The following is a 23,405-nucleotide window of genomic DNA, read 5'->3' on the forward strand; positions in this document are numbered from 1 at the left end:
GATCTTCTACAATACATACATCAATACGATACACTTCATCACGATGATTTTTAATACTTTGTCTTACTTTACGTGCTTTCCCAGCATTATAGTTAAAAAATAAAGGGAATTATATGATAGGAGATACAAATATAGACAGTCGCTGACCATTAATCTACAACCAATCCCACTCTTTACAAAAATATATCAACGATTATTCAATTATATCGATCGTAACTCCGAATATATCAACGTTTCGACACAACATATCGATTTATCGACAAATTTCGCGAAAACTATCACCAAAACCACCAACCAATCCCACACCGGCATCCACGCTCCCTACAAAAGAAAGAAACACCTTCAATTTGTCGTTTACATCTACACACGACAGACTGGGTGTTCTATCCTTGTCTCACTTTATTGGTTCACTCCAAAGTATGCAAATTCAATCGGTGCATTCTTACTCATGATGATCGGTGCTACACTTCCATTAACGCAATTGTAAAAGCAGAACTCTTCCCAACTGAAATTCGCGCACTTGGCGTAGGTTTACCATATGCACTAACAGTTGCGATATTCGGCGGAACAGCTGAGTTCATCGCATTATGGCTAAAAAGTATCGGAATGGAATCACTATTCTACTTCTACGTAGCTGGATGTATCGCGGTCAGCTTTATTACGTATTGGCGTATGGATGAGTCATCGAAGACTTCGCAGATTGAGGCGGAGCTTGGTGGTGGGGATACACTAGCTAATAATAAGTCTAGTTAAAATTATGTATTCTATGTTCTTCGTTTATCTGAACTCAATTTACTTTATCTAAGAAAGCATAATTCATTAATATATAATTTAAAAACCTCTACTTATATGTAGAGGTTTTTTGAATTGTATAACGGAAAAATAATCAAATTCACTTCTCTTCTATTCCATTATGACATGTATTATTTAGTTCGTTAACCACCTTTGAAAGCGCATACACAAAGTTTAATATATTAAAAAAGCCTATATTTTTGTAAATAAAACAAATAATATAAGAATATACAGAAAAATATATCATTTACAATAGGATGGGGGAATCAATATGAAACTAAAAAAGGCGTTTATTGGGGTAACATCTCACATCCATCAACTTAAGGTTATATCAGTTTAATTTCAGGTGTGATTTTTTCCTTTTTCTATAGACCAAAGATTGTGAAGTAACGAAAGCCCAATTTCTCATCATACTAAGAAAGCGGGCTTTTCATATTCTGGTTTAAGTTAACTGCACCACTTTAAAACGAATAGGACTCCCCATCAGATGGCACTAAAATAGTGTTAGATAATCCTTTCTCATCAATAAAGTCATTCAATTCCTTTCTGGTTAATAGGCAATGGTTAAGTGATTCCATATGAGAAACGATAATTTTGGCCTGTGGTGCTGCCTGTTTTGTGTCATAAATATCCTCTTTTGTCATTGTAATAGGGCCACCTTCTAGAAACTGAGCAGCACCTCCATTGATCACAATAACTTCAGGGTCGTGCGTGTCAATTGCTTGTTGAACATCGTTACACCATATTGTATCACCTGCCACATACAATCTCGGCTCGTCTGGATGATTAAATACGATACCTGATACTTCACCGGTAAACTTTGTGATTTCGCCAGTTCCATGTTGTCCATTTGTTTTAAATAGCTTAATTTCTTCTATGTTGGTAACATGCTGTAAAGATTCTATATTGTGAAAGCCTTCTTTATTAATAGCCTCAATATCATGTTCATTTTGTGCATAGATTTTTATATCCTTAGGTAAAACTTTTTTAGCAACTTCGTCAAAGTGATCAGGATGTAAATGCGTGATGATAACCGCATCAACCTGAATAATTTCTTCTATAGAAATTGGTAAACTAACTAACGGATTTCTCATATCTTGATTTGGTGTATTTGGAAACGGTGGAATGGATCCTTTGTCAGCTAAAAAAGGATCGATCAAAAACTTTTTGTCTGCATAATGTACAACAAGTGTTGCATTACGTATAAGTCTAATATCCATGCGGTATTCCTCCCTTTTATATGATTCAACAATAGTATAAAATATGAGAGAAATCATGTTACATAGATAAAATCAAAAATTTATAAGGTTTGACTTGAAATGTGAAAGGATGTGTCACGGTGTTAGATGATACAGATAAAAAAATACTAGAAGCGTTATTGAAAAATGGCCGTACGTCAATGAAGGAATTAGGAGAAAAAGTCCATCTGACGGGGCAAGCAACCTCATCTAGAGTAATAAGGCTAGAAGAGAAAGGCATCATAGAAGGTTATACGATTAAACTGAATGAAAGAAAACTAGGTTACTATGTTCACGCATTTATAAATATTTATACAAGGAGCATTCAACACAGTTCCTATTTATCATTTGTAAAAACACAACAGGAATATATCATAAAGAACTTCAAAATTAGCGGTGAAGGTTGTTATCTTCTAGAGTGTAAGTTTCCATCTAATGAAGCCCTTGATCAATTCTTAACTCAACTAAACGAACATGCTAATTACAAATTATCTATCGTAATTAAATAGAAGAACCATCGATATAAAAAAACGCTATTCTTGCTGGAGAAATATATATATAAAGAATAGCATTTTTTTCATTTTAGGGAAATGTTGTTTTAGAGTGTTATAAAGTTATAAAGTTGTTAAGTTGATGGGTATGGGGTAACATCTACACTTTGTACATTTTCTATGTTAGCAGTAGCACCTGCTAATTCTTATGCGGAAGAGTTAGAAAATGAATTAATTGAACAAGAGGTACAAATAATATCACCTAATATAACTCAATATACATGTTATCCTGCTATACAGTGCGGAAAACCAGGCACGACTTATACTAGATAAATAGCAGATATGACAAATGTATACTTAATGAATGGAGCATTAATTGGGCTTTCTGGATTTTTAGGAGGTAACCTTGTCGCGGCGGGTAGTTTTATTGCAGGAACATATTATTCAGTTGCTTCTGCATATTGGAAACCAATGTCTATGATAATTACATATAGCTCTGGGACTCCTGGCGGCGTCTCTAAAGTGGTAATGTATTCCCAAAAGAACTTGAAAGGCAAATCACAAACAAAATATCGTTAATCTCTAGTAAGGAGATGATCATCTATGAAAAACTTAATTTTAGGGGTTTCGTACTTTCTTTTACATTGTTTCATTGTTTTCCCAATTTATTATGCATACCCAAGCTATTTTGATACACCAAACAAACTCATATACTACTATATCCCTTTATCATTATTATGTTTTTTATTAACATTAGGTATAGGAAAATTATACGATAAGAAATTCAAATAAGATGAAACCTCAAAGGTGTCATCTTATTTTCCGACCCTTTATTTTATATTGATATACGAATAAAGATTACTTTACGCTATAATTCTAAATAAAATTTATTAGTATAAAAACGCCCCCATCCCTTACTAACAAAACAAAAAAGCACCAGGTCCCCCCTAGTGCTCTCCCTCTAAAACAAATGACAAGCCACCTCATGCCCCTTCGCAATCTCAACCATCTTCGGTACTTCCTGTGCGCATTTTTCAGTGGCGAATTTGCAGCGCGTTCTGAATTTGCAGCCGGATGGTGTGTTTAGAGGGCTCGGTACTTCTCCCTCTAGGATAATCCGTTCTTTGCCAATGTTTGTTGGATCTGGTTCTGGCATAGATGAGAGTAGTGCTTGTGTGTATGGATGTGCCGGTTTTGTGTATAGGTCTTCACTGTCGGCAATTTCTACTATGTTTCCTAAGTACATGACTCCGATGCGGTCTGATATGTGTCTTACCATAGATAGGTCATGTGCGATGAATAAATATGTGACTCCTGTTTCTTCTTGTATGTCTTGCAGCATATTTACGACTTGTGCTTGGACTGAGACATCGAGTGCTGAGATTGGTTCGTCACATAGGATAAAGTCTGGTTTTACAGATAATGCACGCGCGATGCTAATGCGCTGGCGCTGGCCCCCGCTAAATTCGTGCGGGTAGCGATATAAGTGTTCTTCTTTTAATCCTACCTTTTTCAGAAGGTCTAAAATGATTTCTTTTTGTTCTTCTTTTTCGTAAGAACCGTGAATGTTCATCGGTTCGCTAATAATTTGGAATACATTCATTGCCGGGTTTAATGATGCGTATGGATCTTGGAAAATGATTTGCATTCGTTTTCGATATTCTTTTAGTTCACTTTCCTTTAAACTTGCGATATCTTTTCCATCAAATAAAACGTTACCTGAAGTGACATCGTGTAAGCGAATGATACTTCTTCCTGTCGTTGATTTTCCGCATCCAGATTCTCCTACTAACCCGAATGTTTCACCCTTTTTAATTGTGAAACTTAAGTCATCGACTGCTTTTAATTGCTCCGTTTTTCTGCCGAATAGTCCCTTTTTAATAGGAAAGTATTTTTTTAAGTTCCGAATTTCAATTAAGTTTTCTTCATGCATGAAAATCACCTACCGCCCTATCGTTTAACCAGCACATGGAACGTCTTTCGTTTCCAATTTCAAAATATGGCGGACGTTCTTTTTCACAAATGTCCATCGCATGCGGGCAACGCTCTGCGAATGGGCAACCTTGTGGCGGGTTTAATAAGTTTGGCGTTACACCTTGAATTGGCGCGAGTCTCTCTTTTACGCCGTTCGCTATTTTTGGCAGAGAGTTTAATAACCCTTTCGTATATGGATGATTCGGCGATTGGAAAATATCAAGTACAGGTCCTTCTTCCATAATAAGTCCGCCATACATAACGATAACGCGTGTACAGTTTTGTGCGACTATTCCTAAGTCATGCGTAATAAGAAGTAACGCCATGTTCGTTTCGTTTTTTAAGTTTTTCATTAAATCTAGTATTTGTGCTTGTATCGTTACATCAAGTGCTGTCGTCGGTTCGTCCGCAATGAGAAGGTCAGGGTTACAAGACATCGCCATTGCGATCATAACTCGCTGCTTCATACCTCCGCTTAGTTCATGCGGATATTGTTTCACCCTTTCTTCTGGTGAAGAAAGACCGACTTGTTTTAACAAGTTGACCGCGATTTGCTCTGCTTCTTTCTTTTTCACTTTTTGATGACGTATAATTACTTCCATCATTTGTTTCCCAATTTTCACGACCGGATTTAGCGCTGACATTGGGTCTTGAGAGATAAGTGAAATTTGATTTCCTCTAATAGAACGTAATTCTTTCTCAGATTTAGAAAGGATATTTTCATTATGAAAAAGAATTTCCCCTTCTTTCACTTTCCCTGGTGATGTAACGAGAGACATAACAGACTTCGCCATCACACTCTTTCCGCTTCCAGACTCCCCAACGATACCAACTACTTCTCCTTTATTTAAACGAAATGTAACGCCGCGAACTGCTTCTACTTCTCCGCTTTCTATGAAAAAAGAAGTCTTTAAATTTTTCACTTCTAGTAGTTTTTCAGACACGCTTCTCACTCCTTTCACTTAACACTTTAGTTTTCATGTCCGGCTCCTTTTGGTGCGAAAGCTTTCTTCAATGCTTCACCAATTACGTTAAAACTAAGTACCGTTAAAAGGATAAGGAATCCTGGGAAAAGTGTTAAATACCAAGCTTCACCAATATATCCTTGCGCATTGTTTAGCATGCTGCCCCAAGAAGAATCTGGTTCTCTAATACCTAAACCTAAAAAACTAAGTGATGATTCCATTAAAATCGATGTCGCAATTGTTAATGTCGCAGCGATAATAATGGTTGATAAAATGTTAGGAATGATATGTCTTACAATAATTGTGAGTGATTTCTGTCCTGATACTTTTGCATATAAAACGTACTCACGCTCTTTTACAGATAGCGTTTCTGCCCTTACAATACGAGCGGTGTCCATCCATGTTAGTAATCCAATAATAAGAACTAACGTCGTAATCCCTGGTTTTAAATAAGCATTTAATAACAGCATTAAGAAGAATGATGGGATTGACATAAGTACTTCCACAATTCGCATTAAGAAGTTGTCTAACTTTCCGCCAAAATATCCGCTAATTGTTCCGACTGCGGTTCCGATTGTAATGGAAACAACCATCGCAAGGAAACCGACCGCAAGTGAAACTCTTCCGCCATATAATGCCCTCGTTAAGTAATCCCTTCCGTAATCATCCGTGCCGAAAGGATGACTCATACTCGGTTCTTGTAAACGATCTGGAATCGACATTTTACTAGGATCGTACGGTGATACGAATGCGAATATCGATGCAATTGTTAAAACCGCAAGTATAATAACTCCTATTAGTACAAACTTATTTTTCGTAAAACTACTTTTTAACGTTTGAAATCTCCTATTATTCATTCCAAATCACCCCCTCATTCGAATGCGCGGATCTACTACGCCATATAAAATATCAGCAATTAAATTACCGAGAATTAACATGAACGATGATAACAATGTGATTGCCATAATAATTGGATAATCAAATCTAAAAATAGCATTCACCCCGAGCGAACCAAGTCCCGGCCATGAGAATACTGTTTCCGTAATAAACGCCCCGCCTACTAAACTTGGAATGGATAATCCGAAAATTGTAATGATTGGTATTAATACGTTTCGAAGTACGTGATTAAATAAAACTGTTTTTTTCGAAGCACCGTACGCATATTGAATTTGTACATAGTCTTCTTCTAATTGCTGAATTGTACTGGAACGAATATATCTCATATAAACAGAGACGTTTTGGAACGCTAGCACCATACAAGGTAAAATGCCGTGTTGCACAATATCCCAAACAGAATCTTTACCTACGGTGCGCATACCCATACTCGGAAGTAGGTTCAATTTTAAAGAGAATAAGTAGACTAATAGTAGTGCAAACCAGAAAACCGGCATAGAAATACCAACATATGAAATAAAGTTTACAATGCGGTCAAAGAACGAATTCTTTTTCACACCTGTAAATAGTCCAAGTGGTATTGCGATTACGAATGAGACGAGTAAAGATGATCCCATTAACCCAATTGTTGCGGGTAATCTTTCTGCGATAAGATCTAAAACAGGACGATGATTTTGAAGTGAGTAACCAAAGTTTCCTGTTAAAATATTTTTTAACCATAAAATATACTGCACGTAAATTGGTTGATCTAGTCCTAAACTTTTGCGAATACGCTCCACATCAATTGGACTCATATTTGGCGTTACAAAGTTTCGAACAGGATCCCCCGGCGCTAGCTTTATTAATAGAAAAGAAATAATAGAAATAACAAATAAAAGCGGAATTGCATTTAAAAGCCTCTTCGCAATTACTTTATACACAAACTTCCCCCCTCAAGCTAAAGAAGCTGATTTCCACCAGCTTCTTTACTGTTTCTTATTTCACTTCATAAATCTTAGATAGATCTTCAAACATTGTGACAGGAATTGCTTTTGCTTCTTTCAATCCATCAAACTTTTTATCTACTGCAATAACTGCTTTCGGATATGCGATTGGTAGATAAGGTACGTCTTCTCTAGCTGTTTCTTGAATTTTATGGTATAGCTCTGCACGTTTTGTTTTATCTGTTTCAACTGCAGCTTCTTCCCATAACTTATCGAAATCAGCGTTTTTATAACGTGCATAGTTGTATTCAGCATTGCTTAAGAATAAGCTCTTATATGAATCTGGCTCAGGTCCCATTATGTAACCACCAAATGTAATGTCATATTCTTTATTCTCTTTATCTAAGCCTTTTTCACTTGCCGCACTAGCATCTAATGCATTTAGTTCAACTTCTAAGCCAACTTCTTTTAATTTTTGTTGTGTATAAAGCGCTAAGCTTTCCATGATTTTATTATTCGTTACATACATAACACGTACTTTTTCTTTATCTTTCACACCAGCTTTTGCTAATAAATCTTTCGCTTCTTTTTTATCATACTTATAGCCTTTAATATCTTTCGCATAATACATAGCGTCTGGCGTTAAGATTGAATTTGCTGGTTCTGCAAATTCACCCGAAACGAATGCTGAGTTAATCATTTCTTTTTTATCTAACGCATGCGCAATTGCTTGGCGCACTTCTTTTTTCTTCATCAAATCTGTATTCATGTTATAAGATAAGTAGAATAATCTACCTTCAGGGAATGTCACCATTGAGAAGTTCCCAGTACTATCTAGTTTTTTAAAGTCTTGCGGCTCAATCATTTTCATGTTGATTTGACCATTTTGCAGTGAAACATTTGCTGTATTACGGTCTTTTACAACGCGGTATACGATAGAGTCTAATTTAGCTTTCCCACCTACATAATCATCAAATCGATCTAATGCAACATACTCATCTGATTTATACTCTTTAAACTTAAACGGCCCTGATCCTACAGGCTGTAAGTTTTTCTTACTCTTCGCTAAATCTGCTTCCCCTTCAAATACATGTTTCGGAATTGGGAAGAAATCATTCATTACACCTTCGAAAGATGCGCTTACTTGTGGTAAAACGAATTGAGTTGTTAACTCATCTACCTTTTTCACATCAAGCGGCTTTCCTTTAAAAATAAAGTTTTCACGACTTGAGCTATTTTGCTTCTCATCCAAAATAGATTGGAATGTAAATGCTATATCGTCTGATGTAATTTTCTTACCATCATGCCATTTCAAATTATCTTTTAATTTCAATGTCCACGTTAATTGATCTTCTGAAGGCGTAAAACTCTCAGCAAGAACAAACTTTTTCTTACCGTCTTCCATATGATATAGCGGCGCATATAAAGCTTGCTGCACAGTTAATGACACACGATCATTCGCATAAAGCGGATTCATCGTATCTGGATTATCGCTAACACCAATCGTTAACGCCCCTCCGTCTTTCGGAGTCCCTGATTTACTAGTGCCCGCTTGCTTCGAAGAATCTTTTTCCCCAGAACAAGCCGCTAATGCAATAAGTAGTATTAGAACAAATGGTAATGCAAATAACTTCTGTTTCATCTTTCGGCCCCCTCAAACTAGTTATACCCATAAGAAAACTCGGAATTAATCCCGAGTTTTCTTATAAGTTTTAAATTACCACTACCTGTATGTAAAGTCAAACTTTTTTGTAAATGTGGAAAGTTTGAAATCTACTAATACATTCTTGCCATAAAATATATTTATAAGGAGGATTAAAAAAGAAGACCACGAATAGGTTACCTCGTAAAATGAGTTAAAAAACTAGTAGCTTACAAAAAAACTCTAAAATGATTGTTATATATGACCGAAAATGTAGAATGGGATTAAAGACAAAAAACACATTTAGGAGGTTATCATGACATTTGATGAATTGAAAAAAAACAAACCAACAACCCAATGGATTGAGAATGATGAAGATGGGGAATTTTTCACTGAAGAAAATATAAGTGCAACAAATAAAGTTCTTGATACTTACATAAATAATTTAGAGCAATTGGGAAAAAATCCAACTGAAATTGAAATAATGCATGTTGTTAAAGAGGTTGTTCTTAACATAAATGAATTAAATGACGAACATGACTATTTTATTGAAACAATGGAAAGAGAAGATCTCTATGAATTTATCGATACAGCAGCACGAATAGCTGGCTTAGAATCCGAGGAAGATATAACAGAAGAATGGCGAGAATGGTAAAAAGTTGCCCCTCTAATAATGAGAGGGGCAACTTTTTTCATATACCAATTGAATGAATGATGTGATGTCCGCACAGAATTCATACATTGCAACATAATATTAAAAGGATTCAATTATAAATACTAGCACACCCACATCAACAAAAAAGACCACCAAAAGGCAGTCTCAAAACTCAATCTTATTCCCTACTCCTTGCTCCACCGCTTTCTCATACAAATACTTCGCAACGATAATATCCACTACCGCCAAACCAACTGATTTGAAAATAGTAATCTCTTCATTATTTTCGCGTCCAGCTTTTTCTTTGCTTATAATTTGACCAAGTTCAGCGTGAATGGCGTTTGCTTTGAATAGACCTTCTTTTATCGGAACTTGAAGGTCTCCTGTTTCGTCTAGTGCTGCTTCTTTTGATTCGACTACTACTTTGTTTGCTTTAGCTATGGCATGTGAGGGTAGTTCTTGCATGCTCGGTTTGAATGAGCCGACGGCGTTTACGTGGACGCCTTTTTGTAGTTTTTCTGAGAAGACTGGTGTGGATGCGTTCGTAGTTGTGACGATGATGTCTGCTTCGCTTATTGCTTCATTTGCATTTGTGTGAACATATGCAGGTTTGTTGAATCTCTCTTGTATATATTCCGCAAATGCATACGCCTTTTCTTCTGTGCGATTGTATAAGATGACTTTTTCGATATCTCTAACCGCAAATATTGCTTCAGCAATTCCTTTCGCTTGTTCACCCGTGCCGATAATGCATAAAGTTTTTGCGTTATGACGAGCTAAATATTTTGTCGCTACTCCTGATAAGGCGCCTGTTCGAATCATCGTTAAGTACGATCCTTCTAAAAGTGCGAGCGGTTCTCCCGTTTGAAAGTCTGATAGCATCACAATCCCGTTGATCGTTTTCTTTCCTATCTGTTTATTTTGCGGGACTACCGTTACTACTTTTAAGCCAAGTGCCTCAAGCCCTTCCGCTACTGAAGGCATAATTAATGCCGTATTTCGCTCGTTCGCAAATGGTAATGAGCCCCTTATTGGTGTAATCGTTCTTTCTGCGGAAAATTCTTTTAAAGCAAGCGCCGCGTATTCAATAACTTCATTCATATTTACTAAGTTTCTTTGTTCGTTCGCGCTTATGACTAGCATATCTTTCCACCCCCTCCTTCTATCCTAACAAAAATCCACGGTTCAAATCATCTCTCGGGTCTACAACGAACTGATGAAATCCTGTAATAAAGGCATGCCCCGTTACTTTCGGAACGACAGCTTCATATGTATCTACTGCGGTTACCGACAATACTTCCCCCTCGAATTTCCCGTCAGTAATGCATTCATGGACGAAAATTTCTCCCTTTTGTAAAGCATCTTTTTCAAAAAGAGTTGCGATTCTTGCGGAAGTTCCTGTACCGCAAGGAGAACGATCTACTTGCCCATCAGCAAAGATTGTTACATTTCGTAAAGTTGCGTCTTCCCCTTTCGGTTCATCTGAGAAAATAACGCCGTATATCCCTTTTAATCCTTCTTCAAGTGGATGCTTCACTTCCATTTTGCTCTCGATGTAGTGCTTAATTTTACCGCCCCACGCTTGAATAGCAGATAAGTCTTTGAAATCGACTTTCAAGCCAAATTCTTTACAGTCTACTACCGCATAAAAAGCTCCGCCAAACGCGATATCTACTTGAAATTCATAGTTATCTATTTTAATAGGAACGTCTTTTTTGTATACAAAGGAAGGAACATTTTCAAATGATACGGACTCTACTTCGCTCCCGTTATATTTTGCATACGCAATGACTTCCCCAGCCGGGCTATCAATAATAAACTTTTGTTTTTCCCCCTTTACTTCAAACATACCCGTTTCAATTCCAACTGTAATAACAGCGATAATACCGTGCCCACACATCGTACTCCAACCTTCATTGTGCATAAATAATACGCCAAAATCAGAGTGAGCACTTGCAGGCGGGGTAATAATACAACCGTACATGCCGTGATGCCCCCTCGGTTCATACATAAGAACCTCACGAAGATGGTCCAAATGTTCCATGCAGTAGGCGCGTCTTTCCAGCTGCGTTTCTCCTTTTATTTCTGGCACACCACCCGTAATAATTCGAAGCGGCTCCCCAGCCACGTGTGCATCAATCGTTGTATATATTTTACTAACCTTCATTTCTATCTCTCCCCTATACGTTGATACTCTTTTCATTGCAAATATCATGCCAACGCATAGGGTATAAATTTGTATACATTGTTTAAAAAAGCATACATTACTGTCTATTTTTTTATACACTGTCCAGAGGCTATGTTATGGAGCCCCTTGATACAACCAGTCTTATTATTTTCACTGGAAAGTTACTTCCACCCCCAACATATACTGTTCAAAAGCAAAAAGGAAGTGATCCCATGTATTACGGAACAAAGGGCTGGTACGTAGCTGAACTAAAAAAATTAGGCGTACGCTATCATGAAGGACGAAAACTAGAAAGTTACCGCGGACACATATTACGCAATTTATTAATCGCACAACAAGAGAAATTAAAAGAACAGTAACATTCTAATGTAACGATATCGGCGATTCTCGGAATATATCAGCGATTCAACACAATATATCGGCGATTCGACATGCAATATCGACTTACCGACAAATTTCGCTAATTCATCTACCTAAACCACCAACCAATTACACATCAATACAAACAAAAAAGGTCACCCAAACGGGTGACCTTTCTTTCTTATTCACAAACAAGAATCTGTCTAGTAAATGATCCTTTTCTTGTAATACAGCGATCTGTAATTTCGAATCCTGCTTCATGGATCATGTCGTCCATTGTTTCCATCGTGACAACGACTACTTTTTTCGCGATGCGGCGTGCACTTGAGAGAATTGATAGTTGATCTTCTGGTGTGGCATGCGTAAATAAGTCGTACGGCATATCGATAATGGCAACGTCGTAGTTCTCAGTAATTTCCTCGATCGGCCCTTTTGTTACTGTTCCTTCAAATCCGAAATGTGCGATGTTTTTTCTCGTTCCAAGAACTACAAGTGGATTTATATCTCTACCAACGATGTTAATCCCCATAGAAAGTGCTTCTACTACTACTGTTCCAATACCGCAGCACGGGTCAATTGCTCGTACTCCCTCTGGATTTGGTACAGCGATATTTGCAACTGATCTCGCAACACGTGTGCTAAGAGATGTCGAATAACTATGCGGTTTTTTTATGTGATGATACCAAACTGGTTCGCTTTCTACATAGTGCCCGAAGTACCAGCGTCCTCCAAGAGGAACAATCCCGAATACACGCTCTGGATTACGAACATCCGCTTCTCCTTCAATATGCATGCCGAGGTCTCTTTCAATAAGACGTCTTTCTCCATATTCAATTTTATTCTCTCCAACAAGGTCATTGATTTTAACGAAGATGACTTTGAACGTCGCTCCCGCCAAATCAATTTGTTCCACTTGTTTTAAAATGCTTTCTAAGTCGTCCCCTTCATACATAACTTCAATTCGCTCTTTAATAAACGCACTTCTACTCGGGTCAATTTTGACATCACTTTTTAAAATATTAACGTGGGACTCCATTCCAAAGAACGAGCGCATTTCCAAGTAACATAAAGCACGCTCCTCCTCACGAAATGCATACGTATATATACAGGCAGGTGTTTTACTATGATTATTCAATCTATTATCATCCTCTATCGTTTAAAATTGTTATGATTACAATTACTCAAATACTTTTCTTTTGTATATAAAATTAAATGATATCATATGCCGGAAATAAAGAGAAACGTTAATAAATAAAAGAGACTGCCAATGGCAATCTCTTATTATTTATTAACGGAAAGAAGACACGTTGTTACCCATTTCTTCATAGTAATCTAAAATACCTTGATAAATTGCTTCTGCTGCACTTTGTCTCTGCGCTGGTGTAGCTATTTTATCTGCATCACTTTTATTATCTACAAATGCTAATTCTGCTAATACAGCTGGCATTGTATTTTCTCTAATTACGTATAAATCGCCTTTTTTCACACCACGATCTTTTGTTCCCAGTGCATCTACAAGACGCTCTTGAATTTTTTCTGCTAGTAAACGACTTTCTGATACGTTAGGATTTGTTCCTCTTGCTGTCGCTGATTCATAGTAGAACGTTTCTGTACCTTGTCCATTTTTCTCTTCCGTGCCATTACCATGAATACTTACAAAAATATCCCCATTATTTTTTTGAGCAAATTCTACACGTTTCTTTAAAGAATCAGAAGCACTTGTTCCTGGACGTGTATCATCTGTACGAGTGAATAACACAGTAAATGGTGTCTTTTTCTCAAATATCTTCTGTAATCGTAGTGATACATCTAATACAGTTTCACTTTCTTTCTCATAATAACCTGGATTACCTGAATCTGCTCCACCATGACCTGGATCAATGATAATCGCTTTTCCTTCTAAGAAGTTACCTTGCTTCACTGGATTTAATTGATTTTTATTAACCCATTGGAAACCAGCGCCCATGCGGATACGAATCCAGCTGCCGTTCTCTTCAATAACAGTTACTTGTTGTGCGTTATGTGTTCCCATTACTTTTGAAGAAGAAGAAGCTTCTGCATAAGTAGTGAATCCTTCATTAATAACTTCTGTTTTCTCTACTAAAGGTGTCCATTTATCACCTTTACTTGTTGCAATTTTGATCCATCCATCTCGTTCTTCTTTAATTTCAACCATTTGTGGATTATGCTGATTTGCACTAATCCCAGAACTTAATGATGGTGCGTGATATGTAATGAATTTTCTATCTATGTACATTTTCTTTGTTTCTACTGGACGATCACTATTCTTGCTAAATTTATCTGTTTGCGCAGTAAGTTGAGCTGCTTGTTCACGCGTAATAGAATCATTCGGTTTCCAGCCATCCTCCGTACCTAACGAAAGTTTTAATTCTACTAAAATATTAACTTCTTCTTTACCCCAATGATTCTCTAAATCAGCAAATTTTGTAGGAACTGGTCCTGTTACTTTGCTTTTCAGATTATATGCTCTTACAAGCATAGCTGCCATTTCAGCACGAGTTACTTTTCCTTCAGGATCAAATACTCCTGGTTCTCGCCCTTTAATAATATTCTCTTTTTCCATGGCTGCAATAAATGAAGCTGCCCAACTATTTTTTGCATCATTATAAGACGGCTTTGCATTTGGATCTATTTTAGCACCAATTGCTGTTGCGATAATCTTTGCTGCCTGAGCACGTGTTAAATTTCCGTATGGCATAAAGTTACCATCTGGCATACCGTTAATTACATTTCTCTCTACTAAATAATAAATTGCGTCTTTTGACCACGCACTATCTGAAACATCAGGGAATTTCTTCGTTTCTGCTAAACTACTAATTGGATGTGCTAGTAAATTTGCTGCTAATAAACCTGCGGCTATTGCTTTGTACTTCATGAAAAATAAATCTCCTCTCAAAACTTCATATTCATACAATTTTTTTAATCAAGCTAACTAAAAAATATTAACTATTAATTAATCCCTTTCATAGTGTATAACATTATATATCTATAGTAAATACGTTTCCGGCCGTATAACAAAAATCGCATATATATAACTTATAATGAATGTATATAAAAAACTTTAATCAGCCCTCACCAATCTAACTTTTTTGCTTTCGCTGAATTTTGAGGTAGGAGTCTTACTGCCCGGCAAATAGCGGGATAAAAAAGCGATTAGGACATGTCTCCTAATCGCTTTGCCAAATAAAAAGCTGATTAAAAATAATATCTTTAATCAGCTCTCTATTATCTATGAAATTATTCTTCAATTAAATTAGACATTACATATGCATACACTAATGCTTCTGTATGCGCAATAGAACTTTCATGCGTACGTTCAAATGCGTGGGAAGAATCAATACCCGCTCCAATTAAAGCATGTTTCACATCAAATCCCGCGCGAATCGCAGCTGATGCATCAGATCCGTAGTACGGATAAATATCTACTTTATATTCAATATGATTCGTTTTCGCAAGCTCTACTAAATGTTTGCGCAGTGCATAATGATACGGGCCGCTAGAGTCTTTTGCACAAATAGATACTGTATATTCATCAGATGCTTGTCCATCACCTAACGCTCCCATATCAACTGCTAAGTATTCAACAGTTTCTTCTGGAATGTTAGAGTTACCACCGTATCCAATCTCTTCATTATTAGAAATTAAGAAATGCGTCGTATATGGTAATGTTATGTTTTCATCTTGTAATCTTTTAATTAATTTTAATAAAATTGCAACACTTACTTTGTCATCTAAATGACGTGATTTTATGTATCCACTCTCTGTAATTTGAACGCGCGGATCAAATGAAACGAAGTCTCCTACTTCAATTCCTAATTCGCGTACTTCATCAGCTGAAAATACGCGCTCATCAATACGAACTTCAATATTTTTCTCATCGCGTTTTGCTTCACCTGCATCTTTATATACATGTACAGATGTTTGATGCATTAAAATTGTTCCTGTATACGTCTTGCCACTTGATGTTTCAATTTCGCAATATTCCCCTTCTACGGAGTTCCAGCGAAATCCACCAATCATAGAAAGACTCAGGCGACCGTCAGGCTTAATTTCTTTTACCATCGCACCTAACGTATCAACGTGTGCCGTTAATAAGCGGTGCTGTGCATCATTTTTCCCTTTTACCGTTAAAATAAGAGCTCCCTTATTATTACGTTTCGTTTCTACGTTCCACTCACTGACATAGTTTTCAATGAAATTAATAATTTTTGCTGTATTTCCAGATGGACTTGGAATAGAGACAAGCTCCTTAATCAGTTCCATCGTTTCTTTCGCATGATGTGCCATTGTCGCTTCCTCCTCTTTTTCTCTACTATTCAGTATACAAAATTCACCAGAAAACCTCTACTTATATAGCTTAATTTTCTAAATTGTAGTAAAATTCTTTTTAGTATATAAAAGGAGTTATAAAATATGAATATATCAAAAAAATATATACACATTGCACTCATTTGGTTTTTAGCATCATTATTTTGTTTACAAATCTCTTATGCCATTCACACTACTACTTCTATTACAATCGGCTGGATATTAACAGCTATCTTCTTCATTATTAGCTTCATTGCAACAAAAAAGCATAGCGTTACTCATTAACGCTATGCTTTTCCTATAAAACTATTCTTCTGAAACGTCTAATAAATAAATACCTCTTTCAAATCCACCGCGCTCTACTTCTTTTTTCTTACGAAGGCGTTCTACATCTTCAATCGATGCACCTTCTGCACGTGCTAATGAAATGATAACTTCTAGCGCATCCGCAAGAGAATCTAGCGCATGTTCGCGTTCTTTCATAGAAGCAAATTCACGAATTTCTTCCGTTCCAATTTTCGCTAAAGCCTGTATGTATGCTTGCCCTGTTAATTTTTGTGCTGTATACGTTTTTCCAGACATTAAAATCTTCTCTGGAACACGATCTCTTACTAACTTGTTATATGCTGACATCATTCATCCTCCTATATTTAATAACATCCGAGCTCTGCTTTATAGAAAAACCATTTTTTCTTCACGCACGCACTTAACATATCAATTCCTGATCCATGTGCTCTTACATGCGGAAAGAAATAGTGCCCTAAGTCTTCGTCCTTACCATATAGAGTTTGATACTCATCTGGAATCGCTTCTTTTTTCACATCTTTTTCTTTCGTCACCCCGTCAGAAAATGCAACACTTGGATGTCCCTCAAAAAACAACGCAGTCCGAACTGCCAAAGATGGTGTACTATGCAAAGCAGAATATGTAAGCAAAATAATAGTAATAACACCGATCATTTTCTTCATGTATTACTCCTTAAAAAAAGTGCTAACACAATTATACTAAAATGTGTTAGCACTTTCTCCCCTTTATCCCGAATTAACGAGCTAATAATCAGTGAGGAATGGACAAAATCCTCACTTCACTTTATTCCCCTTTAAATGCTGGTAAACGTTTCTCTAAAAACGCAGCAATTCCTTCTTTATGATCCGCTGTTTGTCTCATTGCATATTGACCACGCTTTTCTAATTGCAATGTTTGCTCTAAATTAGAGCGATTTACTTCACATAAAATTTGCTTCGTTTGAATCATTGCTTTAATCGGTTTTTGTGACCATTCATTAATTTTTTGTTTCACAGCCGTTTGGAAATCTTCGCCGATTACTTCATCAATTAAGCCGATATCAAGCGCTTCTGTCGCTGATAACTTCTTACCTTCCCAAATAATTTGCTTCGTCATATTTTCACCGACACGCTTTTGAAGGAAGAAATGACCGCCTCCATCTGGAATTAAAGCGATTCCAATAAAGTTCATTGCAATAACAGATGATATATCCGCCATTACATAATCAGCTGTTAACGCAATACTTAACCCAAGACCTGCAGTCGGTCCATGAATTGCACTAATAACAAGCTTTGGCATCGTATATAATGTCACGACAACTTCAGAAATGGTATTCATAATGCCATCAAACTTACTTTCATCATTACTTGAAAGCATCGATTTAATATCCCCACCCGCAGAAAAACCACGGCCGTTCCCGCATAACACAACGATATGCGCAGAACTTTCCGCTACTTCTTTCAACTTTTGTAATAACTCTTTTAATGTCGGCTCATCTAACGCATTTAACACCTCTGGGCGATTGACCATAACCGTTGCAACGTTACCTTCATATTTCACAATAACAGATTCTGTTTTACTCGTTACTTCCATTACATACCCCTCTTTTCTCCATAAAGATTATACTTATATAATTATAGAAAACCACTGAAAAATCCTTCTTTTTTCTCAATTTTCTGTCTAATAATCTCGCAATTTGTACATTTACCGTATAAAACATACAATTCCGTTGAAAAATATAGAAATTAAAGTCGGTTTATCCATGCTTTTCATCTATTTACCATTACAATGAAATGGTGTATTCTTAAGTTTGATAAAAAAACAAATATTGAAATTCATTCGCCTTACTATGTAAAAAAGGCTTTATACCCATCTTTTGGGTGTTGTAATAAAGGAATGAAGAACTGGAGGAACATATGGTTAATAAGTTGAAACAAACGGATAACTACTTCCCACATTTCCTATTGCTATTCATTGTGTTTCAACCAATTTTAGATTTATTAACATCTTTTTCAATCTATATACTACACATGAGCGCAACAGTTGGAGTTGTAGTCCGTTTCGCCTTTATGCTTCTTGCATTAGGGTACCTACTTCTTCATCACAAACAACAAGATGCGAAAAAGTACATCCTCTATTTGTGCTTACTCGGGATCGCACTCGCAATCGGTCTTGTAAATAATATGATGGTTAAATCTCCAGTTTCATTTGGAGAAGAAGTTAAATTCATCTTAAAGAGCGTATATCCAATTGTGCTACTGTTTGGATATATTATCGCCTTTAAAGAGCTAAAAAATAAAGAGTATGTATTCCATAAAATCATTACATATTTCTTATATGCAACTTTAATTTTAAGCATTACAATGATTGTCGCAATGCAAACTGGAACGGATTTCCCAAGCTATCCTCACTCAAAAATCGGTTCAAGAGGTTGGTTCTTCGCTGGAAATGATTTAAGTTCTCTTTTCGCCATTATGTTCCCAATCATTGTCTTATATTCGATTCATAAAACAACTTCTTTCTCGAAAATATATTACTGGATTCCAACAATACTTGCGATGTATGCAAGTATTATGGTCGGAACGAAAGTCGGATATGGCGCAATTGTTATTACATTAGGCGTAGCACTTTTCTTCTCATTCATTGAATATATGATAAATCGTAAAAAAGAAGGAAAAGGATTCACACATATTGTAAATACCGTTGTTGTCGCAGTTATACTAGGAGGTTTAATTGCTCTTACACCGCATACTCCTATCGCAAAAAATATGGGCATTCACATGCAAATATACGAATACAAAAAATCAGTACAAGAAGAGAAAGATCGAAAAGAAGGAAAAGTAATTAAAGCAGATCCAGAAGATGCAAAAAAACATGCAAAAGGTGAACTTACAGATTCTGAAGTAAAAAGTTTAATTTACAGTGATCGCGACAAATTCTTAAAAACATACAAACAATACTATAAAGACGCACCGCTTTCACAAAAACTATTCGGAATGGGTTACGCTGGTAACTACACAGATAAAATTAAATTAATTGAAATGGACTTCCATGACCTATTTTTCGCCTTTGGAATTGTCGGTTTCCTTATTTACTTAATACCTCTTCTATACTTTGGTATTAAATTATTTATCCGCATGATCACAAACTTTAAGAAAATCATGAAAGTAAAGTATATGCTATTAGCGAGCACACTCGTTCTATCACTTGGCATTGGCTTTATGTCTGGCCACGTATTAACAGCACCAGCCGTTAGTATTTTCTTCGTTGTTATACTCGCTTATATCATTGTTGATTTTGAAATTGAATAAAAAGAAGGTGCTACGAAATATTAGTAGCACCTTCTTTTTTATTTAATTAATGTTTTACGTATTCTAAGCTTTCTTTTGCAATATACGCTTCTGTTACAGTAGGATTATCTGAAATAACTTTAACCCACGCTTTTCCATTTATTATCTCTTCACCAGTAACTGTGACAACTACATTTGTATTTAAACGATACAGTCGCTCATTTGATATACTAGGATTCTTTTTCACTTCCACGTTATTCATCACACGTGCAAGTTTGTACTTGTTGTATTCTTTTTTACCTAAATAAGAATCAAAACGGTTCATATGCCCCGCTACTTTTTTCCCCCAGTTCGCATCAGATGCATATTTCGCATTTAAACCAGCAGCTTTATCACCTGTATATGTTGCTGTATAACGCCAATGTCCTGGATTTAAATATCCTTCATTCATGTATAATTTTGCTGCATGTTCAATACAATCTTCTTTTGAATTGAATGCTTCTCCGTTACCATACGGACTATCGTCTGTTGCTTTTAAACCAAATAAATTATTTTTGTCTTTTGCAAGAGCGCTTGTTCCATAATAACTTTCATGAATTGCTAATGAATATAAGAATAATGCATTTACATTATACTTGCTTTCTACTTCTTTAAATTTCTTTCCTAAACCAATTAATGGAGAGTCTGGTTTAATCGATTTCACATAACTATCTAGTTGTTCAGCTGTATAATCTGTTTTCGAACGTAATGATAAATAATTGAAATATTGATAGAAAGTTTCGTCTCCAAATGTCTTTCCATCTACACTATACATTTGCTGTCCTTGCTTCATGAAAGAAGGTGCCACACCATATCTAAATTCTGTATATCCAGGTGAACTTGTATTATATGTATAATATTTATGGTATAAATATCCATCTGATTTCACATAATAAGACGACTGTTTCATTTCATTTGTAGGAATTAAAGTGATTTCATTCTTCTTCACATAACCTGTCAAACCAGAAAGTTGAACTTTCACACGATCTTCGCCAACTTCTAATACTTTCAATTCTGTTCCATACTGAATATACGTATATACTGTTGATAAATTCTCATCATAAATATTAATGATGTTTTGCCCAGTTATTCTTTTCGCACTTGCAAAACCATCTTTAATCCATAAAAATTCGTTCTCGTATTTTACCGCATTCATACCTTTATTTTGAGCAGCCGTAACCGCTTCTTTATACGTATTATAGCGCTCTATTTCTTGCTCTGTTCCATTTTCTCTTACATTTGTCACAACATATTTCTTAGTTTCTACAGGATTGCTATTTCCGTTTTTTTCAATCGTCTGAAGCATGCGATCCAACATAGCTGAAGCCATCCCTCTTGTAGCTGATAAATGTGGTCTAAATGTATTATCTTCTGGATACCCTTTAATAATTTGAGTAGCCACCATAACTTGCACATGCTCTTTATAGTTAATACTATCTTTATCAGTAAAGGTAAGCGGACTTACAGCTACTTTAATATTTTTATAGTCTAACGCTCGCTTTACCATTATCGACATTTCTTCACGTGTAATCACATCATTTGGTGAGAATGTCTCGTTCGTACGACCATTAATAATTTTCGCTCCATATGCTCTACTTACACCATCATATAAACCGTAAGTCTTCGGCACATCCTCGAAATTCGAATCAGCTTTTGGTAAATTTAAAGCCCTTGCTATGAATGTAGCAAACTCTGCTCTTGTTACTAATTTATCAGGCGCATATACATTGTCTCCATACCCCATTAAAACTCCTTTAGTAATAAGTGAGCGCATATTCGTCTCAAACATATGTCCTGTAATATCATCATTTGCCGCATAACTTGAAATAGGAGTTAAAAGTAATGATCCCGTTAATGCCACTGCTGTTATACCTTTTGAAAAAGTCTTCAAGGTTATCCTCCTCGTAATCTACGAATTTATTATCACAAATTTGATTATATAATAATCACAATCATTTTAGCATAATAAATAGGAATTAAAATAAAACGTTTTTTTAATTAGAATTTTCATTAAATTCAAAACAAAATAAAAGACACTTTACTTTTTTAATAAAGTGCCTTTTTCCATATGATCAATGAGTTTCTTTGTTGCCTGTTTGCCTTGCAACCGAAGCTCATCTATTGTCAATTGTAACTCTTGCTGCACAGTTCCTTGTTGCATTAATTGCTTTTTCGCAATTTCATATAAATACTCAGCACTCCATTCGCCATCCACACTCCCTATAACTGGCTGATTCACTTGACTTAAAAACGAATCAATTTTCGGATCGTATGAAATCCCGACCATTGGAGTTTTGGCTACGGCAGAAAAAACAAGTGCATGAAGACGCATACCAATTAGTAATGAACATTGTGATAAAATGAATATTTTCTCGTCGATATCCATTTTATACGGAAGCATATACGTCTCTTCTCCCATTAAGTCTACTACTTCACGCGAAGCTTTTTGATCAAATGGCTCATGCATTGGAACAAATAGAATTTGGTATCCTTCTTGCTTTAATTTTTTTAATGCCGCAGCTAATTTTTTTATATAATCTTCTTTTGCATTCCAATAACGCACACTAACCGCGATTACTTTTCCATGTATCGAATGCTTTTGCAACCAATCCGATTGTTTTGTCCGTTTCCATGTTAAAACAGGGTCTGGAACAATTTCAATATCGTTTTTTATGCCAAGTTCTTTTAAATATAAAAACGAATCCTCATCTCGAACTGATACATAGGAAGCTTTTGACAAGTTCCATTTTACTAATAGACGATTATATCCTTTTGTAATTGGACCTATTCCTTGTGAATAAATATAATACGGCTTTTTTAATAATCGAGCGAGTCCCATAATACCCGTATAATATAGAATACTCTTCGTACTTGTCTGATCTTGAAGAAGGCTCCCGCCACCACTAATAACTCCATCACTGTTTTTGATCGCATGATAAACAGCTTTTATATCCCAGCGATCTACCGATTCTACACCATACATTTCCTTTGTATATTTAGAATCATTTGATAGTACTACTAGTTCTATATCCGGGTTCTCTTTACTTAACGATTCAATAATTGATTGTAGAATCGCCTCGTCTCCAACATTATAAAAACCATAATATCCTGATAAGACTAAACGCACCCTAAATCTCCTCCAAAACTAGGTAACCGTTTATTTCATCTAACATAAACTAGTACCCATTCCTTACCTAAACACTTGATACCCTACATAGTTTCCTCTTTATCAGTTCATATGAATTATAATAAAAAATTAAATTTCTATATTTATCTTTTCAAAAATGGTATTTTGTTTATTGATATCCATTTTAATTTCAAAGCACATACACCATACAAA

General features: G+C 35.9%; 22 protein-coding genes and 2 pseudogenes. 7 read left to right on the forward strand and 17 right to left on the reverse strand.

Features of this window, described 5'->3' with window-relative positions; all coding sequences use genetic code 11:
- A pseudogene (locus ABWK52_RS29785) lies at positions 1-103 on the reverse strand (nucleotide excision repair endonuclease); the annotation flags it as partial.
- A 327-nt stretch (positions 104-430) separates the two neighbouring features.
- On the opposite strand from ABWK52_RS29785, the pseudogene ABWK52_RS15530 reads away from it, so the two are divergent.
- Positions 431-753 (forward strand): annotated as a pseudogene (locus tag ABWK52_RS15530) (alpha-ketoglutarate transporter); the annotation flags it as partial.
- 500 nt (positions 754-1,253) lie between these two features.
- On the opposite strand, the gene ABWK52_RS15535 reads toward ABWK52_RS15530, so the two are convergent.
- Complete coding sequence (locus ABWK52_RS15535; protein WP_088069554.1) at positions 1,254-2,012, reverse strand: MBL fold metallo-hydrolase; 759 nt, start codon at positions 2,010-2,012, stop codon at positions 1,254-1,256.
- A gap of 119 nt (positions 2,013-2,131) precedes the next feature.
- Here ABWK52_RS15535 and ABWK52_RS15540 point away from each other — a divergent pair, with 119 nt between their 5' ends.
- Both ABWK52_RS15540 and ABWK52_RS15545 read left to right on the forward strand, forming a co-directional pair.
- Positions 2,132-2,539, forward strand: a complete 408-nt coding sequence (locus tag ABWK52_RS15540; protein ID WP_016083083.1) for an Lrp/AsnC family transcriptional regulator — start codon at positions 2,132-2,134, stop codon at positions 2,537-2,539.
- A 324-nt stretch (positions 2,540-2,863) separates the two neighbouring features.
- Positions 2,864-3,100, forward strand: a complete 237-nt coding sequence (locus tag ABWK52_RS15545; RefSeq protein WP_097797110.1) for a hypothetical protein — start codon at positions 2,864-2,866, stop codon at positions 3,098-3,100.
- A 382-nt stretch (positions 3,101-3,482) separates the two neighbouring features.
- Here the strand turns inward: ABWK52_RS15545 and ABWK52_RS15550 are convergent, their stop codons facing one another.
- The 5 genes from ABWK52_RS15550 to ABWK52_RS15570 are packed head-to-tail and all read right to left on the reverse strand — an operon-like array spanning position 3,483 to position 8,919.
- Positions 3,483-4,454 (reverse strand): ABC transporter ATP-binding protein, encoded by a 972-nt coding sequence (locus ABWK52_RS15550; protein ID WP_141530080.1) that lies wholly within the window; start codon positions 4,452-4,454, stop codon positions 3,483-3,485.
- The gene (locus tag ABWK52_RS15555; RefSeq protein ID WP_001291149.1) at positions 4,447-5,439 is read right to left on the reverse strand and encodes an ABC transporter ATP-binding protein; all 993 of its coding nucleotides are present in this window, start codon (positions 5,437-5,439) and stop codon (positions 4,447-4,449) included. Before ABWK52_RS15555 ends, ABWK52_RS15550 begins: the two co-directional genes overlap by 8 nt.
- A 26-nt stretch (positions 5,440-5,465) precedes the next feature.
- Positions 5,466-6,317: an ABC transporter permease gene (locus ABWK52_RS15560; protein WP_098219921.1), complete on the reverse strand. Its 852-nt coding sequence runs from the start codon at positions 6,315-6,317 to the stop codon at positions 5,466-5,468.
- Positions 6,318-6,323: 6 nt separating this feature from the next.
- The gene (locus ABWK52_RS15565; RefSeq protein ID WP_097863027.1) at positions 6,324-7,274 is read right to left on the reverse strand and encodes an ABC transporter permease; all 951 of its coding nucleotides are present in this window, start codon (positions 7,272-7,274) and stop codon (positions 6,324-6,326) included.
- A gap of 55 nt (positions 7,275-7,329) precedes the next feature.
- Positions 7,330-8,919 (reverse strand): ABC transporter substrate-binding protein, encoded by a 1,590-nt coding sequence (locus tag ABWK52_RS15570; RefSeq protein WP_098541687.1) that lies wholly within the window; start codon positions 8,917-8,919, stop codon positions 7,330-7,332.
- A gap of 316 nt (positions 8,920-9,235) precedes the next feature.
- On the opposite strand from ABWK52_RS15570, the gene ABWK52_RS15575 reads away from it, so the two are divergent.
- Positions 9,236-9,574 (forward strand): hypothetical protein, encoded by a 339-nt coding sequence (locus ABWK52_RS15575; RefSeq protein WP_016109317.1) that lies wholly within the window; start codon positions 9,236-9,238, stop codon positions 9,572-9,574.
- Between the two features lie 165 nt (positions 9,575-9,739).
- On the opposite strand, the gene ABWK52_RS15580 is transcribed toward ABWK52_RS15575, so the two are convergent.
- On the reverse strand, positions 9,740-10,717 hold the full coding sequence (locus tag ABWK52_RS15580; protein WP_098541685.1) for an ornithine cyclodeaminase family protein: 978 nt from the start codon (positions 10,715-10,717) through the stop codon (positions 9,740-9,742).
- A gap of 19 nt (positions 10,718-10,736) precedes the next feature.
- Positions 10,737-11,741 carry a proline racemase family protein gene (locus tag ABWK52_RS15585; RefSeq protein ID WP_098286265.1) on the reverse strand — a complete coding sequence of 335 codons (1,005 nt, stop codon included), beginning with the start codon at positions 11,739-11,741 and terminating at the stop codon, positions 10,737-10,739.
- A 137-nt stretch (positions 11,742-11,878) separates the two neighbouring features.
- Between ABWK52_RS15585 and ABWK52_RS15590 the strand changes: the two genes are divergently transcribed.
- Positions 11,879-12,121, forward strand: coding sequence for a YflJ family protein (locus ABWK52_RS15590; protein WP_016109314.1), 243 nt, complete (start codon positions 11,879-11,881; stop codon positions 12,119-12,121).
- 182 nt (positions 12,122-12,303) lie between these two features.
- On the opposite strand, the gene ABWK52_RS15595 is transcribed toward ABWK52_RS15590, so the two are convergent.
- The 3 genes from ABWK52_RS15595 to ABWK52_RS15605 form a co-directional block, all read right to left on the reverse strand.
- Entirely contained in the window at positions 12,304-13,257 is a 954-nt protein-coding gene (locus ABWK52_RS15595) for a TRM11 family SAM-dependent methyltransferase (protein ID WP_001059308.1), read from the reverse strand.
- Positions 13,258-13,410: 153 nt separating this feature from the next.
- Positions 13,411-15,018, reverse strand: coding sequence for an N-acetylmuramoyl-L-alanine amidase (locus tag ABWK52_RS15600; RefSeq protein WP_000875323.1), 1,608 nt, complete (start codon positions 15,016-15,018; stop codon positions 13,411-13,413).
- 362 nt (positions 15,019-15,380) lie between these two features.
- A complete protein-coding gene (locus ABWK52_RS15605) occupies positions 15,381-16,430 on the reverse strand; it encodes a M42 family metallopeptidase (protein ID WP_000930027.1) in 1,050 nt (349 codons plus the stop codon).
- A 126-nt stretch (positions 16,431-16,556) separates the two neighbouring features.
- Between ABWK52_RS15605 and ABWK52_RS15610 the strand changes: the two genes are divergently transcribed.
- Complete coding sequence (locus ABWK52_RS15610; protein WP_001027083.1) at positions 16,557-16,736, forward strand: hypothetical protein; 180 nt, start codon at positions 16,557-16,559, stop codon at positions 16,734-16,736.
- A gap of 21 nt (positions 16,737-16,757) precedes the next feature.
- On the opposite strand, the gene ABWK52_RS15615 is transcribed toward ABWK52_RS15610, so the two are convergent.
- The 3 genes from ABWK52_RS15615 to ABWK52_RS15625 form a co-directional block, all read right to left on the reverse strand.
- Positions 16,758-17,084 carry a nucleoside triphosphate pyrophosphohydrolase gene (locus ABWK52_RS15615; protein WP_001277348.1) on the reverse strand — a complete coding sequence of 109 codons (327 nt, stop codon included), beginning with the start codon at positions 17,082-17,084 and terminating at the stop codon, positions 16,758-16,760.
- Positions 17,085-17,101: 17 nt separating this feature from the next.
- Entirely contained in the window at positions 17,102-17,419 is a 318-nt protein-coding gene (locus tag ABWK52_RS15620) for a hypothetical protein (protein WP_016109311.1), read from the reverse strand.
- Between the two features lie 121 nt (positions 17,420-17,540).
- Positions 17,541-18,329 carry an enoyl-CoA hydratase gene (locus tag ABWK52_RS15625; protein ID WP_000454179.1) on the reverse strand — a complete coding sequence of 263 codons (789 nt, stop codon included), beginning with the start codon at positions 18,327-18,329 and terminating at the stop codon, positions 17,541-17,543.
- A gap of 323 nt (positions 18,330-18,652) precedes the next feature.
- On the opposite strand from ABWK52_RS15625, the gene ABWK52_RS15630 reads away from it, so the two are divergent.
- The gene (locus tag ABWK52_RS15630) at positions 18,653-20,047 is read left to right on the forward strand and encodes an O-antigen ligase family protein (RefSeq protein WP_000247535.1); all 1,395 of its coding nucleotides are present in this window, start codon (positions 18,653-18,655) and stop codon (positions 20,045-20,047) included.
- Positions 20,048-20,093: 46 nt separating this feature from the next.
- On the opposite strand, the gene ABWK52_RS15635 is transcribed toward ABWK52_RS15630, so the two are convergent.
- Positions 20,094-21,956, reverse strand: coding sequence for an S-layer homology domain-containing protein (locus tag ABWK52_RS15635; RefSeq protein WP_061655625.1), 1,863 nt, complete (start codon positions 21,954-21,956; stop codon positions 20,094-20,096).
- Between the two features lie 147 nt (positions 21,957-22,103).
- Positions 22,104-23,192 carry a polysaccharide pyruvyl transferase CsaB gene (gene csaB / locus ABWK52_RS15640; RefSeq protein ID WP_001241591.1) on the reverse strand — a complete coding sequence of 363 codons (1,089 nt, stop codon included), beginning with the start codon at positions 23,190-23,192 and terminating at the stop codon, positions 22,104-22,106.
- Positions 23,193-23,405: the final 213 nt, after the last annotated feature.

This window comes from Bacillus sp. AP50, assembly GCF_040492675.1.
Taxonomy (GTDB): Bacteria; Bacillota; Bacilli; order Bacillales; family Bacillaceae_G; genus Bacillus_A; species Bacillus_A cereus.

What these genes read in the sequence shown, in the direction of transcription:
- ABWK52_RS15535 (WP_088069554.1), bottom strand. Translation starts at nt 2,012, where the DNA reads ATGGATATTAGACTTATACGTAATGCAACACTTGTTGTACATTATGCA.
- ABWK52_RS15545 (WP_097797110.1), top strand. Translation starts at nt 2,864, where the DNA reads ATGACAAATGTATACTTAATGAATGGAGCATTAATTGGGCTTTCTGGA.
- ABWK52_RS15550 (WP_141530080.1), bottom strand. Translation starts at nt 4,454, where the DNA reads ATGCATGAAGAAAACTTAATTGAAATTCGGAACTTAAAAAAATACTTT.
- ABWK52_RS15560 (WP_098219921.1), bottom strand. Translation starts at nt 6,317, where the DNA reads ATGAATAATAGGAGATTTCAAACGTTAAAAAGTAGTTTTACGAAAAAT.
- ABWK52_RS15570 (WP_098541687.1), bottom strand. Translation starts at nt 8,919, where the DNA reads ATGAAACAGAAGTTATTTGCATTACCATTTGTTCTAATACTACTTATT.
- ABWK52_RS15575 (WP_016109317.1), top strand. Translation starts at nt 9,236, where the DNA reads ATGACATTTGATGAATTGAAAAAAAACAAACCAACAACCCAATGGATT.
- ABWK52_RS15580 (WP_098541685.1), bottom strand. Translation starts at nt 10,717, where the DNA reads ATGCTAGTCATAAGCGCGAACGAACAAAGAAACTTAGTAAATATGAAT.
- ABWK52_RS15585 (WP_098286265.1), bottom strand. Translation starts at nt 11,741, where the DNA reads ATGAAGGTTAGTAAAATATATACAACGATTGATGCACACGTGGCTGGG.
- ABWK52_RS15590 (WP_016109314.1), top strand. Translation starts at nt 11,879, where the DNA reads ATGGAGCCCCTTGATACAACCAGTCTTATTATTTTCACTGGAAAGTTA.
- ABWK52_RS15600 (WP_000875323.1), bottom strand. Translation starts at nt 15,018, where the DNA reads ATGAAGTACAAAGCAATAGCCGCAGGTTTATTAGCAGCAAATTTACTA.
- ABWK52_RS15605 (WP_000930027.1), bottom strand. Translation starts at nt 16,430, where the DNA reads ATGGCACATCATGCGAAAGAAACGATGGAACTGATTAAGGAGCTTGTC.
- ABWK52_RS15610 (WP_001027083.1), top strand. Translation starts at nt 16,557, where the DNA reads ATGAATATATCAAAAAAATATATACACATTGCACTCATTTGGTTTTTA.
- ABWK52_RS15615 (WP_001277348.1), bottom strand. Translation starts at nt 17,084, where the DNA reads ATGTCAGCATATAACAAGTTAGTAAGAGATCGTGTTCCAGAGAAGATT.
- ABWK52_RS15620 (WP_016109311.1), bottom strand. Translation starts at nt 17,419, where the DNA reads ATGAAGAAAATGATCGGTGTTATTACTATTATTTTGCTTACATATTCT.
- ABWK52_RS15625 (WP_000454179.1), bottom strand. Translation starts at nt 18,329, where the DNA reads ATGGAAGTAACGAGTAAAACAGAATCTGTTATTGTGAAATATGAAGGT.
- ABWK52_RS15630 (WP_000247535.1), top strand. Translation starts at nt 18,653, where the DNA reads ATGGTTAATAAGTTGAAACAAACGGATAACTACTTCCCACATTTCCTA.